Genomic DNA, 15343 nt, shown 5'->3' with positions numbered 1-15343 from the left:
CAATCGCACCCGGACCATTGACGCGGTGGCCGAACGGCGCCCCATAATCGGGGACTCGCTGTCATCGATGACACAAGTCAACGATGACAGCCTTGGGTCGGCGGCGTGGAGGCCGGCGTCGGTCCGGGATGTCACTTTTCGGTCCGTCCGTGCGCGGGAGCCGCGGTCACCGCCGCGCGGACGGCCGCGGGACAAGGAGGCACCATGAGCCGTGTACGCGTATCCCGGAATGCCCGCATACGGATGATGGCGGTGGTGGCGACCGTCTACGCCCTGGCGGCACCCCCGCTCGCCACACCGCTCACCGCTCAGACCGTCGCGGCCGGCACCCCCGCGTACACCGAGACCTACCGGCCGCAGTTCCACTTCACCCCGCGCAAGAACTGGATGAACGACCCCAACGGCCTCGTGTACTACAAGGGCGAGTACCACCTCTTCTACCAGTACAACCCGAACGGGAACTCCTGGGGCGACATGTCCTGGGGCCACGCGGTGAGCAAGGACCTGGTGCACTGGGAGGAGTTGCCGCTCGCCCTGTCGCACGACGACGAGGAGATGGTGTTCTCCGGCGGCGCGGTCGTCGACTGGGGCAACTCCACCGGGTTCGGCACGAAGACGAACCCGCCCATGGTGGCGATCTACACCAGCGCCTACAGAGACGGCGGCGAGCAGGCCCAGTCACTCGCCTACAGCACCGACCGGGGCCGCACCTGGACCAAGTACCAGGGGAATCCGGTCATCGGCATCGGGTCCAAGGACTTCCGTGACCCGAAGGTCCAGTGGTACGCGCCGACGAAGAGCTGGCTGATGACCGTGTCGCTGTCCGCCGAGCACAAGGTGCGGTTCTACTCGTCCAGGAACCTCAAGGACTGGGACCTGCTCAGCGAGTTCGGGCCGGCCGGTGCGACGGGCGGTGTGTGGGAGTGCCCCGATCTGTTCCCCCTCGCCGTCGACGGGGACCCGGACAACATCAAGTGGGTCCTGGTCGTGAATCTCAATCCCGGTGGTATCGCGGGGGGTTCGGCGGCCCAGTACTTCGTCGGCGACTTCGACGGCAGGAAGTTCACCCCCGAGGACAAGGGCACCTACACCCCGCCCACGGGCGAGGTCGTGCAGGACTTCGAAGGCGGCGGCTTCGGTGAGTGGACGACGACCGGAACCGCGTTCGGGCAGGGGCCCGCGACCGGGGCGGTGGACGGTCAGGGGACCGTCGCGGGCTTCGACGGCAAGGGCCTCGCCAACAGTTTCCACGGCGGTGACGGCGCGACCGGCGTCCTCACCTCCCCGGCCTTCACCGTGAACAGTCCCTACCTCAACTTCAGGATCGGTGGCGGACGTCATCCGCACGAGGAGGGAACCGTGCTGGACGCGGCTCCGCCCGAGGGCACGGTCCTCGCCGACTTCGAGGGCGGCAGCTACGGCGGCTGGACGGCGACCGGGGACGCCTTCGGCGCCGCGCCGGCCGGCGGCACGCTTCCCGGCCAGCAGCAGGTCTCCGGCTTCCTCGGGAGCGGGCTGGTCAACACGTTCCTGAACGGTGACTCCACGACCGGCACCCTCACCTCGCCCGAGTTCACCATCGACAAGAAGTACATCGACTTCCTCATCGGTGGCGGCAACCATCCGGCCGGCTCCGACCACCCGACCGCGATCGAGCTCGTCGTCGACGGCCAGGTCGTCCGCACCGCCACCGGAAAGGACACCGAAAGGCTCAACTGGGTGTCCTGGGACGTCGGCGGCCTCGCCGGAAAGAAGGCGCGGATCAGGATCGTCGACGACAACACCGGCGGCTGGGGCCATCTCAACGTGGACCACATCGTGATGTCCGACAGCCAGGCCCGGCGCGTCTCCCAGGAGACGTCCGTCAACCTGATCGTCGACGGCGAGGTCGTCCGCACCGCCACCGGCTCCGACAGCGAGACACTCGACTGGGCGTCATTCGACATGCGCCCCTACGCCGGCAAGGAGGCGCGGATCCAGGTCGTCGACCGGAACACCGGCGGCTGGGGCCACGTCCTGGCCGACCAGTTCACCGCCGCGGACAAGCCCGCCAGGTCCGTCGTGCAGCGCGCCGACTGGGCCGACCACGGCAGGGACTACTACGCGGCGGTGTCCTGGGAGAACGCGCCGGGCGGCAAGCGGTACATGATCGGCTGGATGAACAACTGGGACTACGCTGGTTCCGTCCCCACCTCCCCCTGGCGTGGCGTGCAGAGCGTGCCCCGGGAGATGGCCCTGCGCACGATCGACGGCCGGATCCGCCTGACCAGCGAGCCGGTGGGCGGTCTGAAGTCCCTCCGGCAGAGCGATCCGGCGACGGCGTCCGGCATCACGGTGGAGAGCGCCTCCAAGTCCCTGGCCGACCACGGTGCCGAGGGCAAGGGACTCGACATCGAGGCGACCTTCTCCCTCAAGGACGCGGACCGCTTCGGCCTGAAGGTGCGCACCGGTGCGGGCGGTGAGGAGACCGTCATCGGCTACGACACCACCACCCAGGAGCTGTACGTCGACCGCACCCGATCCGGCGCCGGGGACTTCGCCAGCACCTTCCCCGGCGTGCAGAGCGCTCCCCTGAAAGCCGAGAACGGCAGGATCAAGCTGCGGATCCTCGTCGACTGGTCGTCCGTCGAGGTCTTCGGCGGCAACGGCGAGGCCGTGATCACCGACCAGGTCTTCCCCGACCCCTCCAGCACCGGCGTCGAGGTCTTCGCCGAGGGCGGCACCGCCGGCCTCGACCAGCTGCGGGCGTGGCAGTTGAAGTCGATCCGGCAGTGACGAGTCCGCTACTCGGACGATCCGTCGGCGCACGCGAGGACCGAGACCGAGAGGCGCCCGCGCGGGCGCCTCTCGGTCGGAGTCGAGGGCGAGGAGAGCGAAGGAACTTGAGTCAGGGAGTGAATGAGAAGGAAGCCCCTTCATGGCCTCGCCGTCGGCAACGCTAGCACTCAGGCCGGGATCAAGTCGCGCAGGTTTTCGAGGGTGATGATCCGGGAGTCCGGGTGCAGTCCCTCGGGGCGTTCGAGACCGATGTACGTCACGGGCTCCTCCGGTACCGGCTCGCCGTCCCACAGGTCCACGGCCGTGGTGTCGCCGGACATCAGGCCGACCAGGTACCTCGTCGTCAGCTGCTCGCGTTCCACGAGGGCTCGCACCACCTTGGACACCGACACCTGGTTCTCCTCGACCCGGTTCGCCTCCGAGACGCCCTTCAGATACAGGTGCAGCCACTTCGCCCGCCACGTGCCGTCGTCCTCGCGCCGGAAGACCAGAGGCAGTGCCACACGGCCGGCCCCACGCAGCTCCGACTTCATCCGCACCGTGCGCGGTTCGAACGGACGGCCCTTCTGCTCACCGTCGCGCAGCATGAACCCGAAGAACGACTCCTCAACCTCCTCGAAGCCTTCGCCCGCGTAGATGTTGACCTGCGGAACGATGTACGTGCTGCCCACGCGGTCCAGGGACAGGTTGATGAACTCCGAGGCCCCGTCGGGCGCCTCGGTGACATCGCCCGAGTGCTCGCCCCCGACGGCCGTGAGGGCCGTGTAGGAGAGCCAGGAGTCGGTGCTGTAGTCCCGGTGCAGCAACAGGGCCGACAGGTCGTAGTCGGTGCGCACCTCGGTCTGCTTCCAGTACACGAAGAAGCGCAGCAGTTCGCCGTCGACCCGCGAGACCGATCCCCGCGGCAGTACGCCGAACCCGGCCGCGGTCGCCCTGCCACTGAGCGGCAGCGCCACGTCGAGGATGTCGGGGTCGAGCAGCAGCCGGCCCGGCGCCGGGAGCCGACGGCGGATCTCGGCGTCGAGGGCGGCGATCAGACGGTCGCGGTCCGCGGCCGGTACCGGAGGCCGGAAGTCGGGGGTCGCCCAGGCGCGGCCCCGGCGGTTGACGAAGATGCGGGGTTCGTCGGTCTCCCGCTCCCGGTTGTGGAAGTGCTCACGGACCGAGAGGACGACCCGGCCGGAGACCTGGGGAGCGACCTCCACCGCGGCGGCCAGCACCGCGTCCCGCTCCTCCTGGTCGGCGGCGATGCGCAGCAGCAGGTCCAGGGCGCGGAACAGCTTGCCGGGAGCGGACTTGAGCAGCCGCACCGCACCGGTGACGTCGTACTCGTCGAGCAGCTTCTCGACGCGGCTGTCGAAGGACCGCGCCTCCTTCTCGCCCCGCGCCACGGCGAACACGTCGGCGGCGTGCGGCCAGCGCGGGTACTCGTGGGGGTGGAGACGCTCACCGAGGCGCTTGAAGGGCTCCCGGTGGGCGTGCACATCGGCGAGCTTCGCCGGGTTCGCCGCGACCACCGCGTCGAGGCCCGCGAGCAGCCTCCGGCGGACCGGCCGCGGCAGTGTCCGGAACCGGGTCGGCTCCTGGAGCGTGACGTCACCGCCCGACAGGGCGCAGGCCAGACGCAGCACGTCGGTGACGGTGTCCAGCAGGAGGTCGGCGCCGACGGCGAGGCGGGCCTCGTTGACGACCGCCCGGTTCTCACGGACGGGGATCGACTCCGGCTGGGGGCCGAGCGCGCACCGGCCGGCGAGGGTCCTGAGGTCGCGCAGGCGGTCCTCGCCCAGGGGCGTCGTGCTGCCCGCCAAGGCCAGGTAGAGGTCGGTGAGTTCGGTGTCCAGGTCCCGCCCGAGGTGCAGGACGGTCACCCGGTCGCCCGCCGAGGCGATCAGTTCGTCCTGTGCCGCGAGCATCTCCTCGTAGGTGTGCTGGTAGCGGCCGTACGTGGGGAGGCTGAGCAGGTTCAGGGCCCCGTGCGCCAGCTGCGCCAGCACGCTTTCGCGCGACGTGTCGTCGGCGAGCGCCTTCGTCACGCACCGCATCCAGAACTCTTCGGTGTCCGGCACGTTCGCCGGGAAGTCGATGAAGTACGCGTTGTGCCGGACGTGGTCGCCCACCATCTCGCCCACGGTGGCCAGGGTTCGCCGGGCGGTGTGCACGACGGCGGCCTCGGACAGCCCTGACAGCCGCTCCAGCAGCTCGGCGGAGAGCTTGAAGCCGACGGAGGTCAGCGCCGCGTCGAACTGCCGGGCGGCGGTGGCTCCTTCCCCCGCGGATCCCTTGGGGGCGGGCAGGCGGTGGGTGTGCCGGATGACCAGCGATTCGAGACTCTGCGCCATTCGTGGATGATCGCAGAGGTGTGCGAGGCGACGCACAGGAGTTTTTCGCACCCGTGACCGGCCCCAGGGTGCGGCATCCGCCACCAGCCGGCAGCCGCGAGACGGCGCCGTGGTCCGGCTCCGGGCCTCCGTCCGTGGCCGGCGCCCGACGCCGCCGCCCGTGGCCGGCGCCCGTCAGGGACGGGTGGCCAGCGGATCGAGGAACGTCAGCACGGAGGCGTCCTCCTCGATCAGCGGGGTGAGGGCCGCGTTGAACGGGCCGCCGTACGGGGCGTTCAGATGTGCCTGGAAGGCTTCCTCGTCCCGGTAGACCTCGAAGATCCAGTAGGCGCGGGGGCTGGCCGACTTGGTGTAGACGTCGAAGGCCAGGTTGCCTTCCTCCTCGCGTACCTTCAGGGCGTAGTCGCGGATCAGGCGGGCGACCTCGTCCTGCGCTCCCTCTCGGGCGGTGAACTCGGCGAGCAGGGTCTTCGTCATGGTTCCTCTCCTTGTCAGTGGGTGGAGTCGAGGTGCCGGACGGCCGAGGCGTCCGTCGTGAGCGGCGCCACCTGGTCCTGCCAGGGCGGGTTCGGGCCGGCGACCGAGCAGGTCAGCGCGGCGACCTTGACGGCGAAGCGGCAGGCCGCCTCGACGTCGCCGAGGCGCAGGTCGGTCAGCCTGCCGCCGAGGAGTCCGCGGGAGTCGAGGTGGTGCAGCAGGCCCGCGGTGAAGGAGTCCCCCGCACCGACCGTGTCGACGACCGGTGTCGCCACCGCGGGCACCCGCACCCGCTCCCCGTCGAGTGAGGCCAGGGCGCCGTCGGCGCCGCGTGTGATGACGACGAGCCGCGCCCCCGCCGCGTGCCAGGTGTCGCAGGCCTGCTCGGGGGGTGTTCCGGGCAGCAGGAGGTCCAGGTCGTCCTCGCTCAGCCGCAGCACGTCCGCGAGGGCGCACCAGTGCGCCAGCCGGGCGCGGTAGACGTCGGGGTTCACCAGGAGCGGGCGGACGTTGGGGTCGATGCTGATGGTGGCCCGGGGGGCGGCCGCCGCCAGGAAGTCCTCCACCACCGCCGCTCCCGGGTCCTTGACCAGGGCCAGTGACCCGGTGTGCACACAGGCGCTGCCGGTCAGGTCCACCCCGGCCAGTTCCGCGCTCGTCCACTGCCAGTCGGCGGTGGCCTGGGCGTGGAAGGAGAACGCGGCCTGGCCCCGGGCGTCCAGCTCGGCCACGGCGAGCGTGCTGGGCTCGGCGGCGTCGACGGCGTGCGAGAGGTCCACGCCGGACGCCTCCAGGTGGGCCCGGAAGAGGCGGCCGAACACGTCGCCGGACAGGCGGGCGAGGAAGCGGGCCGGCGTGCCCAGCCGGGCCAGGGCCACCGCCGTGTTGGCGGGTCCGCCGCCCGGCAGCACGCGCAGGGCGAGCTCGTTGCCGGCGGTCGCGGGTTCGGTGAACGCGTCGGCGACGCACTCTCCCAGGACGGTGATCTGGCGCGGGCTCATGGGCTGCTCTTCTCTTGGCACGCGCGATTCGTGGAACGCGCGATTCGTGGAACGGCCTGGGCGGGGACGGGCATGCCCCGGGCAGGCCGGCGAACGGCTTCGGGCGGGCGGCGGCCATGGGGGCGTTGCCGATTTGTGACGAGTGCAAGGCATTGACGTTGCCGAGGACCGGAGTCCATCATCCTCGCCAAGCGGTGTCAACGATGTCACAAGTCATCGTTGACACCACGGGACGGCATGCAGATGCCGGCCGCCCGTCCGCGATCCCGCAGGAGTCGTTCATGTCACGCATCTCTTCTCTGCCCTCCTCCTTGCTCAGAGCCGCCGCGTGCACGGGCGTCGCGGCCCTCGCCCTGACCGCCTGTGGCTCCGGATCCGGATCGGGCGCCGCGAGCTCCGGATCGGGCGAGGTCAAGGTCGGCCTGATCACCAAGACCGACACCAACCCGTTCTTCGTGAAGATGAGGGAGGGCGCGGAGAAGGCCGCCAAGGAGAACGGCGTCAAACTGTCCACCGCCGCGGGCAAGTTCGACGGTGACAACGCCGGTCAGGTCACCGCCATCGAGAACATGGTCGCCTCCGGTGTGAAGGGCATCCTGATCACGCCCAGCGACTCCAAGGCGATCGTGCCCGCCATCGAGAAGGCCCGCGCCAAGGGCGTCCTGGTCATCGCGCTGGACACCCCGACCGAGCCGGAGAGCGCGGCCGACGCCCTGTTCGCCACCGACAACCTCAAGGCCGGCGAGCTGATCGGCGAGTACGCCAAGGCCGCGATGAAGGGCAAGAAGGCGAAGATAGCCACCCTCGACCTCGCGCCGGGTGTCTCCGTCGGCGTGCAGCGGCACAACGGCTTCCTGAAGGGCTTCGGCGTCAAGGAGGGCGACCCCTCCGTGGTCTGCTCCCAGGACACCGGCGGCGACCAGGCCAAGGGCCAGACCGCGATGGAGAACTGCCTGCAGAAGGCGCCCGACATCAACGTCGTGTACACCATCAACGAGCCCGCCGCCCTGGGCGCGTACACCGCGCTGAAGGCCAAGGGCCGGGAGAAGGACGTCCTGATCGTCTCCGTCGACGGCGGCTGCACCGGCACCCGGGCCGTCAAGGACGGCAAGATCGCCGCGACCTCGCAGCAGTACCCGCTGAAGATGGCCGCCGAGGGCGTCAAGGCCGTCGTGACGTACGCGAAGGACGGCAAGAAGGCGTCGGGTTACACCGACACCGGCGTCACCCTGATCACGGACAAGGCGCAGGACGGTGCCGCTTCCAAGGACACCGCCTACGGCCTGGACAACTGCTGGGGCTGAGCCGCCGGCCCCCTGGCAGCCGCCGTTCGACACCCCTCAGCGGAGCGGCCGTCCCCTCCTCCCCGACCGGGACGGCCGCCCCTCGTCCTCCCGCCGTCCGACCAGGACCGACAAGGACCTCAGTCTCCCGACAAGGACCTCGCATGACTGCCACGTCCACGCCACCCTCCACGTCCACGCCGTACGCGGATCTCAAAGCGCCGACCACGGTCCGCAGACTGCTCACGCAGCCGACCACCGGCCCGCTGGTCGCCCTGCTCCTGGCCTGTGTCTTCTTCTCCCTCTCGACCGACCAGTTCCTCACCGGCGGGAACTTCTCGCTGATCGTGCAGCAGGTCATGGTCGTCGGCACGCTGGCCATCGGCCAGACGCTGATCATCCTGACCGCCGGCATCGACCTGTCCTGCGGGGCGGTGATGGCGTTCGGCAGCATCGTGATCGCGAAGATGGCCGCCGAGGGCTCCCTGCCACCGCTCGCCGCGATCGCGCTGGGCCTGGTCGTCTGCGGCGGCTTCGGCATGCTCAACGGGGCGCTGGTGAAGAAGATCCCGCTGCCGCCGTTCATCGTCACCCTCGGCATGCTCAACGTGGCGTTCGCGCTGACGCACATCTACTCCGAGGAGCAGACGGTCAGCAGCCTGCCCGGCCCGCTGACGGCGCTCGGGCAGACCTTCCCGCTCGGCAGGACCGACATCACCTACGGCTCGCTGGTCACCATCGCCCTCTTCCTCCTGCTCGCCTACGCGCTGAGCAGCACCAGCTGGGGCCGGCACGTCTACGCCCTGGGCAACAGCCCGGAGGCGGCGCGGCTGAACGGCATCCGCACCTCCCGGCTGACCATCGGCGTCTACACCGTGGCCGGTGTCCTCTACGGCATCGCCGCCCTGCTGCTCATCTCCCGCACCGGAGTGGGCGACCCGCAGGCCGGGCAGACCGACAACCTCGACAGCATCACCGCCGTGGTCCTCGGCGGCACCAGCCTGTTCGGTGGACGCGGGTCGGTCCTGGGCACGTTCATCGGCGTCCTGATCGTCGGCGTGTTCCGCAACGGCCTGCAGCTGATGGGTGTCGCCTCGGTCTACCAGACCCTGATCACCGGTGTCCTGGTGATCCTCGCGGTGACCGTCGACCAGATCTCCCGGAGGAAGGCCCGATGACCACCACCACCGCAACCCCCGTTCTGCAGGCCCGCGGTCTGGTCAAGCGCTACGGCCAGGTCACCGCCATCGACGGCGCCGACTTCGACCTCATGCCCGGCGAGGTCCTCGCGGTCATCGGCGACAACGGCGCCGGCAAGACCAGCCTCATCAAGGCACTCACCGGCGCGCTGGTGCCGGACGAGGGCGAGATACGCCTCAACGGCGAGCCGATCCAGTTCTCCGGCCCGCAGAGCGCCCGCGCCCACGGCATCGAGACGGTCTATCAGGACCTCGCGGTGGCGGCCTCGATGGACATCGCCTCGAACATGTTCCTCGGTCGCGAGCTGCGCCGCCCGGGCATCCTCGGCAGCGCCTTCCGCATGCTCGACAAGAAGCGCATGCGCCAGGAGGCCGCCGAGCACATGGCCGACCTGAAGATCGGCCTGCGCTCGCTCACCCAGGCCGTGGAGACCCTCTCCGGCGGGCAGCGCCAGGCCGTGGCGGTCGCCCGCGCGGTCGCCTGGGCGCGCAGCGTCGTCGTCATGGACGAACCCACCGCCGCCCTCGGCGTCAAGGAGTCCGGACAGGTCCTCGACCTGATCCGCCGGGTCCGCGACAAGGGCATGCCGGTCGTTCTGATCAGCCACAACATGCCGCACGTCTTCGAGATCGCCGACCGGATCCACGTCCACCGGCTGGGCCGGCGGGCCGCCGTGATCAAGCCGTCCGACTACTCCATGGCGGAGGTCGTCGCCATCATGACCGGCGCGCTCACCGTCGACGAGTCCGGCGATACTGTCGTAGCGGATTCCGAGGCCGCGAAGGCCGCCGGAGTACAGGCCACCTGACAGCGCGAACCGCTCCCGCATGTTCCGGCCGAGGCCGCGGCCCGGAACCCGGGAGCATTCAGGAGACGGTTTCCTCCATGGCAGCCAGACGCCGCCCCACCTTGGCCGATGTCGCCCGAGAAGTAGGTGTCAGCGCCAAGACGGTCTCCCGGGTCCTCAACGAGGACGGGCCCGTCTCGGCGCAGACCCGGGAACAAGTGCTCGCCGCGGTGGCCAAGTTGGGCTTCCAGCCGAACCTCATGGCCCGCAACATCCGCGTCGGCGGCCCGGACACCACCATAGGGCTGGTCGTCCCCGACCTCGCCAACCCCTTCTTCGGGGCCGTCGCCCGCGGTATCGAGGACACGGTCCGGGACCGCGGGCTGACGCTGCTCATGGGCTCATCCGCCGACGACCCCGAGCGCGAACGCGCCCTGACGGCACAGTTCCTCGCCCGGCGCGTCAGCATCCTGATCGTCGTGCCGTCCGTCGGCGCCGACCACTCCGGCCTCAAGCCGCACCGCACGGCGGGGCTGCCCGTCGTCTTCCTGGACCGGCCCGGGGTCGGCCTGGCCACGGACAGCATCGTCAGCTCCAACCGGGCGGGGGCCCAGGAGGGCGTCGCCCACCTGATCGCCCACGGTCACCGGCGTATCGGGTTCGTCGGCGACCTGCCCGTGAAGCTGTACACCCGCCGCGAGCGCTTCGCCGGATACCGGGCGGCCCTGCGGGAAGCCGATATCCCCTACGACCGCTCGCTGGTGGTCAGCGCGCACGATCAGCGGGGGGCGGAGGTGGTGACCTCCCAACTGCTCGACCTGGCCGATCCCCCCACGGCCCTGTTCGCCGGGAACAACATCATGGCGCTCGGCATCGTGGCCGAACTCGCCCGCGGCAAGCGCAAGGACGTGGCCGTCGTGGCTTTTGACGACGTCTCTCTCGCCGAAGCGCTGGAACCGGCCCTGACGGTCGTCGCCCAGGACCCCGAGGAAATCGGCCGCAGCGCCGCCGCGACCGCCCTGGCCCGCCTCGACGGCGACCGCTCCCGGGCTCGTACCGTCACCGTTCCCACCCGCCTGATCGTGCGGGGCTCCGGGGAGCAGCCCGCGCCCAGGCCGTAGGCGGCTTGCCCGGTCCCGCGCCGGGCTCATTTCCCATGTGGCGACCGCGCCGACCGAGCCATCGGCAGGTGGCTCCGGGTCCGCTCGCGCCTTTCCCTCGGCGGCGGAGCGGAGCGAAGCCGGTGTGAGGCGCACGTCACAGGCATGCCCTCCTGGCCGGGCGGGTTCGGCGGCGGCGAATCCGGGCGGCCGGTTGAGGGCTTCTCTTCGGTGAGGTTCCGCCGCCGTGCCCCGGACGGGTTTACAGGGCTTCCGACTGAAGATATGTCAGATATATCCGGGCTCCGCGCCGGGAGCCCCTTGCGTGGCGGTGTGTGCCGTGTCACCCACTCCACACGCCGCCCAAGTTGCCCAGGTCACAGCGGAAATGTCCATTTAGCGTCCATGCTCGACGCGGACATCGGCGCCCGAAGCAGAGCGCCCCCTTCCCCCTTTGCTCCCCTCTCGCATCCCCTTTCCCCCAGAAAGGTGCCATCCATGGCCGCTTACCTGTGCCCGCCTGCCGTGATACACGGCAGGCACACCGTGAAGACCAGCCAGATCGTGACGGAAGTACGTGAGCGGCACCCGCACGCGGCGTGGGCGCCGCGCATCGACGCCATCGCGGCCAGTACGGGCATCGAAACCCGCGGGTGGATGCTGCCGCTGGAGGCCGCCGTGGCGCCGGGCGACGGGGGCGGTCTGCTCGCCGCCGGCGTCGGTCCGGCCCGGGAGGCGCTGGCCCGGGACGGGTTCACCGAGCCGGACGTGGACCGGGTGATCGGCGCCCTGGAGGCGATACCCGCGCCGCAGACCGTGCAGGAGCGCACCGCGCCGGCCTGGGCGGCCGTGCAGTCCTACGGGGAGCAGGCGGCGCGCGGGGCCCTGCAGATCGCCGGGCTCGACGCCGAGGACGTCGACTGCTTGATCACCAGTCATTCCACCACTCCCGCCCTGCCGGGGCTGGACGTCTCCCTGGCCAACAAGCTGCCGCTCCGTGACGACGTGGTGCTGCTGCCGGCCACCCAGTGGGCCTGCATCGCCGGGACCCGCTCCCTGGCGCTGGCGGCGGACCTCGTGGCCGCGGACCCGGACCGCGTGGTGCTGGTCGTGATCGCGGAGGCGCTGAGCACGACCTACCAGCCCGCGGACGACACCCTGGAGTCCCTGATCGTCCGGCTGCTGTTCGCGGACACCGCGGTCGCCACGGTGGTCACCGGCCGCCCGAGGCGTGAGTCGGCGCTGCGGCTGGACGCCGCCTGGCACCACACCCTGCATGGCACCCAGGACCTGCACCGCCTGGAGACCCGGGCGGACGGCACCCACTTCGTGATGGACCGGCGCGGGCCGCGGGCCGTACAGCGGACGGTCACCGCGATGTGGGGGTGGCTGCGCGCCCGCTACCAGGACGACCCCGACTCCTGGCACCCCGACGTGCTGCTCGCTCACCCCGGCGGGACGCGGGTGCTGGAGTACATGGAGCAGACGATGCCCGACGGGTGGCCGCCGGGGCTGCTGGAGTACAGCCGGGACAGCTACACGACCGGTAACCGCGGGGGCGCCGCCGTGTTCGACATCATGCGCAGAGCGCATGACGCCGGGCAGGAGCCGGGCAGCCGGGCCGTCCTCTACGCGGCGGCCCCGGGCCTCACGGCGACCGCCCTGGCAGGGCAGTGGCTGTAGGGGGCCCTTGCCCCATGACCGCTCCGGCGGCGTGTCACCTCGCGATCGCCGCCCAGACCACTTTCCCGGTGTCCGTCCACCGCACCCCCCACCGGGTGGTGAGCCCGTGTACGACGTGCAGTCCACGACCGCCGTCGTCGAGGGGCCGGTTGCGGCCCAGCCGCGGCCTGCCGTTTCCGGTGTCGCCCACCTCGCACAGCAGCCCGTGACCGGTCCTGATCACCCGCACGGTGAGGGGCCCGCGGGCGAAGCGGACCGCGTTGGCGACCAGCTCGCTGACCACCAGCAGCACGCTGTCCCGGGTGTCCTCGCGGATGCGCCACTGCCGCAGCAGGGCGGAGACCAGCGTGCGGGCCCGGGCGGCCGCGTCATAGCGGGCGGGCAGACGCCAGGTGGCGGTGTCGCCCTTGCGGTAGCCGATCATGCGGGCGAGCAGAAGGGTCACGTCGTCGCGCCGGCGCCCGGGCGCCAGGGTGGCGGCGACGTTCCGGGCGGCCTGCTGCAGCGGATCCCAGGGGTGCACCTCGGCCACGAGGTCCGCGAGCCTGCCGATGCCCTCGTCGATCGATACGGCGGGGTCCTCCACCAGCCCGTCGGTGTACAGGGCGAGCAGCGAGCCCGGGGGCGCGGCGAACGAGTGCACCTCGAAGGGCTCCCGCAGCGCGAACTCGGCGCCCAGGCCGGGATGCGTACCGACCGCGACCGGGCCGGCGGGCCCGTCCGGGAGGACCAGCACCGGGGGGAGGTGGCCCGCGCTGGAGAGCGCCACGCGGTGGCTGACCGGGTCGTACACGGCGATGCAGCAGGTCGACCCGAGAGCGCTGTAGCCGGCCGCCAGACCGGACTCCGCGTCGTCCAGCAGTGCCACGGTGTCGTCCAGGTGCTCCAGCACCTCGTCGGGCGCCAGCCCCGCGGAGAGCAGCGCGCGGGCCTCCATGCTCAGCTGGCCCATGGTCGCCGCGGCCCCCAGGCCGTGCCCGACGACGTCACCGACCACCAGCGCGGTGCGGCCGTCCGGCAGCGGGAAGCTGTTCACCCAGTCACCGCCGACGCCCGCGCTGTCGGGGGTGGCGGGCTGGTAGACGCTGGCGGTCTCGATGGTGTCGCCGCTGGTCCGCGGCAGCAGCCGGCGCTGCAGCGCCAGCACCTGCGTGTGCTCGCGATGGTGCCGGCGGGCCAGGTCGACGTGGTGGGCGGTCCGGTCCACCAGTTCCTGCAGGTCGAGCAGCTCGCCGTCCTCGAAGGGCCGGTCCGCCCGCCGCCAGACCTCCGCCACGCCCAGCACGACGGGCGGTGTGCCGTCCAGGACCAGCGGCAGGAACGCCACCCCCACCGCCCGGTCGCCGGGCGTCAGGGCGCGTACCAGCCGCGGACTGCCCAGGACCCGCTCGATCGCCTCCCGGTCGGGTATGACGACGGGCTGCGCGGCGTCGTCACGCCGGATCGCCTGCGACAGCAGGCGGCTGGCCTCGCCGGGAAGGTGGTCGCCCGGGGTCACGTAGCCGTCGGGCCAGGCCCGGTCAGGTACCAGGGCGGCCCGCCGCAGCCGGATGCGGCCCTGCGACCGCCCGGTGACCGCCTCGCCCGTCCACACGGCGAAGTCGAGGTCGACGGCGGCCACGTCCCCCCAGGCCAGCAAGGACTCCGCCAGCGACTGGGCGGTCTCGCCGATGTCCAGCGAGGTGCCGATCGCGGTCTCGGCGGCGTACAGGTGCAGCCTCCTGGCCATGGCGATCAGGGTGACGGTCAGGCCTTCCTGGGGCGGTGCGGCGGCCAGGATGCTCAGCGACACCACGAGCTCCGACCCGTCGCCGCGCCGCAGGCGCTGGACCCGGGCGACGTGCGGCTCACCGGTCTCGAGGACCTGCCGCAACCGGCGGGTGACCGTGGGTACGTCCCCGGGAGGCAGAAGATCGAGGAAGGAGCTCCCGGTGGCGGCCTCCACCCCGGCGAACACGGGCGCGTCCAGATTGCTCCGGGTGATCCTCAGGTCCTGGTCCAGGTTGACCGCGCCGAGGATCTGCTCCTGACGGCCGGGGGCCGCACCGGCGGGTGCGCTCCGGCGTGCGGGGCGGTCGTACTGCGAGTCGGCGGCGTCGGCGGCAGCCGCTGCCGCTCCGCCGCGCGGGATGTACTGCGCCAGCGCGCTGCTGACCATGTCGAACGGCGACGAAGACGAGGACGAAGGGGAGGATGTGGAGTCCATGCGGCTCTCTCAGCTCGCTCTGGAGAACCCGTGCGATAGGGTCCCGGGATTCCTGAGCGCACACCTCATTCAATAACACCTGGGGCGGCTTCGCCCCGCCAGCGCAAGCGGGCGAACGCGGACAGTGGCGGACGGCCACTTGCGGTAATGGCGGCCTCGGTCGCGGCGATGGCCCCTTGAGCGCGGGCCGACGGAACGCTCGCGACTTCGATCGACGGTCAGCCCACCAGGGAAGAACGCCGCTTGCTCAGAACTTCCTCAAAGCCCTTGCCCGCAGGGCGTGTTCACCTCAAGATCTTCCCGTCGCGTCGATCACCTGGGTGCCTGACCAGCAGGCAGGTGGAGGGACGCGACCCGCATGTACGACCAACATGCGGGTCAACAAGGTGAAACATCAGGGGGAGACATGACCGTTTCATCCATGTCCGCAGACCGTTCAGTCAAGGGGACCGGTCGATCGGGCAAGAGACTCCGCGATGTCGCAGCGCT

10 protein-coding genes are annotated in these 15343 nt (G+C 71.1%); 6 read left to right on the top strand and 4 right to left on the bottom strand.

Going from position 1 to position 15343, the window contains the following annotated elements; translation table 11 throughout:
* Positions 1 to 204 precede the first annotated feature (204 nt).
* Positions 205 to 2775 carry a glycoside hydrolase family 32 protein gene (locus IE212_RS15630; RefSeq protein ID WP_190198440.1) on the top strand — a complete coding sequence of 857 codons (2571 nt, stop codon included), beginning with the start codon at positions 205 to 207 and terminating at the stop codon, positions 2773 to 2775.
* Between the two features lie 170 nt (positions 2776 to 2945).
* On the opposite strand, the gene IE212_RS15625 is transcribed toward IE212_RS15630, so the two are convergent.
* From IE212_RS15625 to IE212_RS15615, 3 genes are all read right to left on the bottom strand, one after another.
* Positions 2946 to 5117: a TerD family protein gene (locus tag IE212_RS15625; RefSeq protein ID WP_190198439.1), complete on the bottom strand. Its 2172-nt coding sequence runs from the start codon at positions 5115 to 5117 to the stop codon at positions 2946 to 2948.
* Positions 5118 to 5291: 174 nt separating this feature from the next.
* Positions 5292 to 5594 carry a putative quinol monooxygenase gene (locus tag IE212_RS15620; protein WP_190198438.1) on the bottom strand — a complete coding sequence of 101 codons (303 nt, stop codon included), beginning with the start codon at positions 5592 to 5594 and terminating at the stop codon, positions 5292 to 5294.
* 14 nt (positions 5595 to 5608) lie between these two features.
* A complete protein-coding gene (locus IE212_RS15615; protein WP_190198437.1) occupies positions 5609 to 6595 on the bottom strand; it encodes a carbohydrate kinase family protein in 987 nt (328 codons plus the stop codon).
* 281 nt (positions 6596 to 6876) lie between these two features.
* Between IE212_RS15615 and IE212_RS15610 the strand changes: the two genes are divergently transcribed.
* From IE212_RS15610 to IE212_RS15590, 5 genes are all read left to right on the top strand, one after another.
* The gene (locus IE212_RS15610; protein ID WP_190198436.1) at positions 6877 to 7899 is read left to right on the top strand and encodes a sugar ABC transporter substrate-binding protein; all 1023 of its coding nucleotides are present in this window, start codon (positions 6877 to 6879) and stop codon (positions 7897 to 7899) included.
* A 143-nt stretch (positions 7900 to 8042) separates the two neighbouring features.
* Positions 8043 to 9056: an ABC transporter permease gene (locus IE212_RS15605; protein WP_190198435.1), complete on the top strand. Its 1014-nt coding sequence runs from the start codon at positions 8043 to 8045 to the stop codon at positions 9054 to 9056.
* Entirely contained in the window at positions 9053 to 9886 is an 834-nt protein-coding gene (locus IE212_RS15600) for an ATP-binding cassette domain-containing protein (RefSeq protein WP_190198434.1), read from the top strand. Before IE212_RS15605 ends, IE212_RS15600 begins: the two co-directional genes overlap by 4 nt.
* Before the next feature lie 77 nt (positions 9887 to 9963).
* The gene (locus tag IE212_RS15595) at positions 9964 to 10986 is read left to right on the top strand and encodes a LacI family DNA-binding transcriptional regulator (protein ID WP_190198433.1); all 1023 of its coding nucleotides are present in this window, start codon (positions 9964 to 9966) and stop codon (positions 10984 to 10986) included.
* Positions 10987 to 11463: 477 nt separating this feature from the next.
* On the top strand, positions 11464 to 12648 hold the full coding sequence (locus tag IE212_RS15590; protein ID WP_190198432.1) for a beta-ketoacyl-[acyl-carrier-protein] synthase family protein: 1185 nt from the start codon (positions 11464 to 11466) through the stop codon (positions 12646 to 12648).
* A gap of 34 nt (positions 12649 to 12682) precedes the next feature.
* On the opposite strand, the gene IE212_RS15585 is transcribed toward IE212_RS15590, so the two are convergent.
* Complete coding sequence (locus IE212_RS15585) at positions 12683 to 14854, bottom strand: ATP-binding SpoIIE family protein phosphatase (RefSeq protein WP_190198431.1); 2172 nt, start codon at positions 14852 to 14854, stop codon at positions 12683 to 12685.
* Positions 14855 to 15343 lie beyond the last annotated feature (489 nt).

The sequence above is a fragment of the Streptomyces djakartensis genome, assembly GCF_014651075.1.
Taxonomy (GTDB): Bacteria; Actinomycetota; Actinomycetes; order Streptomycetales; family Streptomycetaceae; genus Streptomyces; species Streptomyces djakartensis.
Note: the sequence above shows the minus strand (reverse complement) of the source record. Positions and strands in the feature narration are given on the sequence as shown.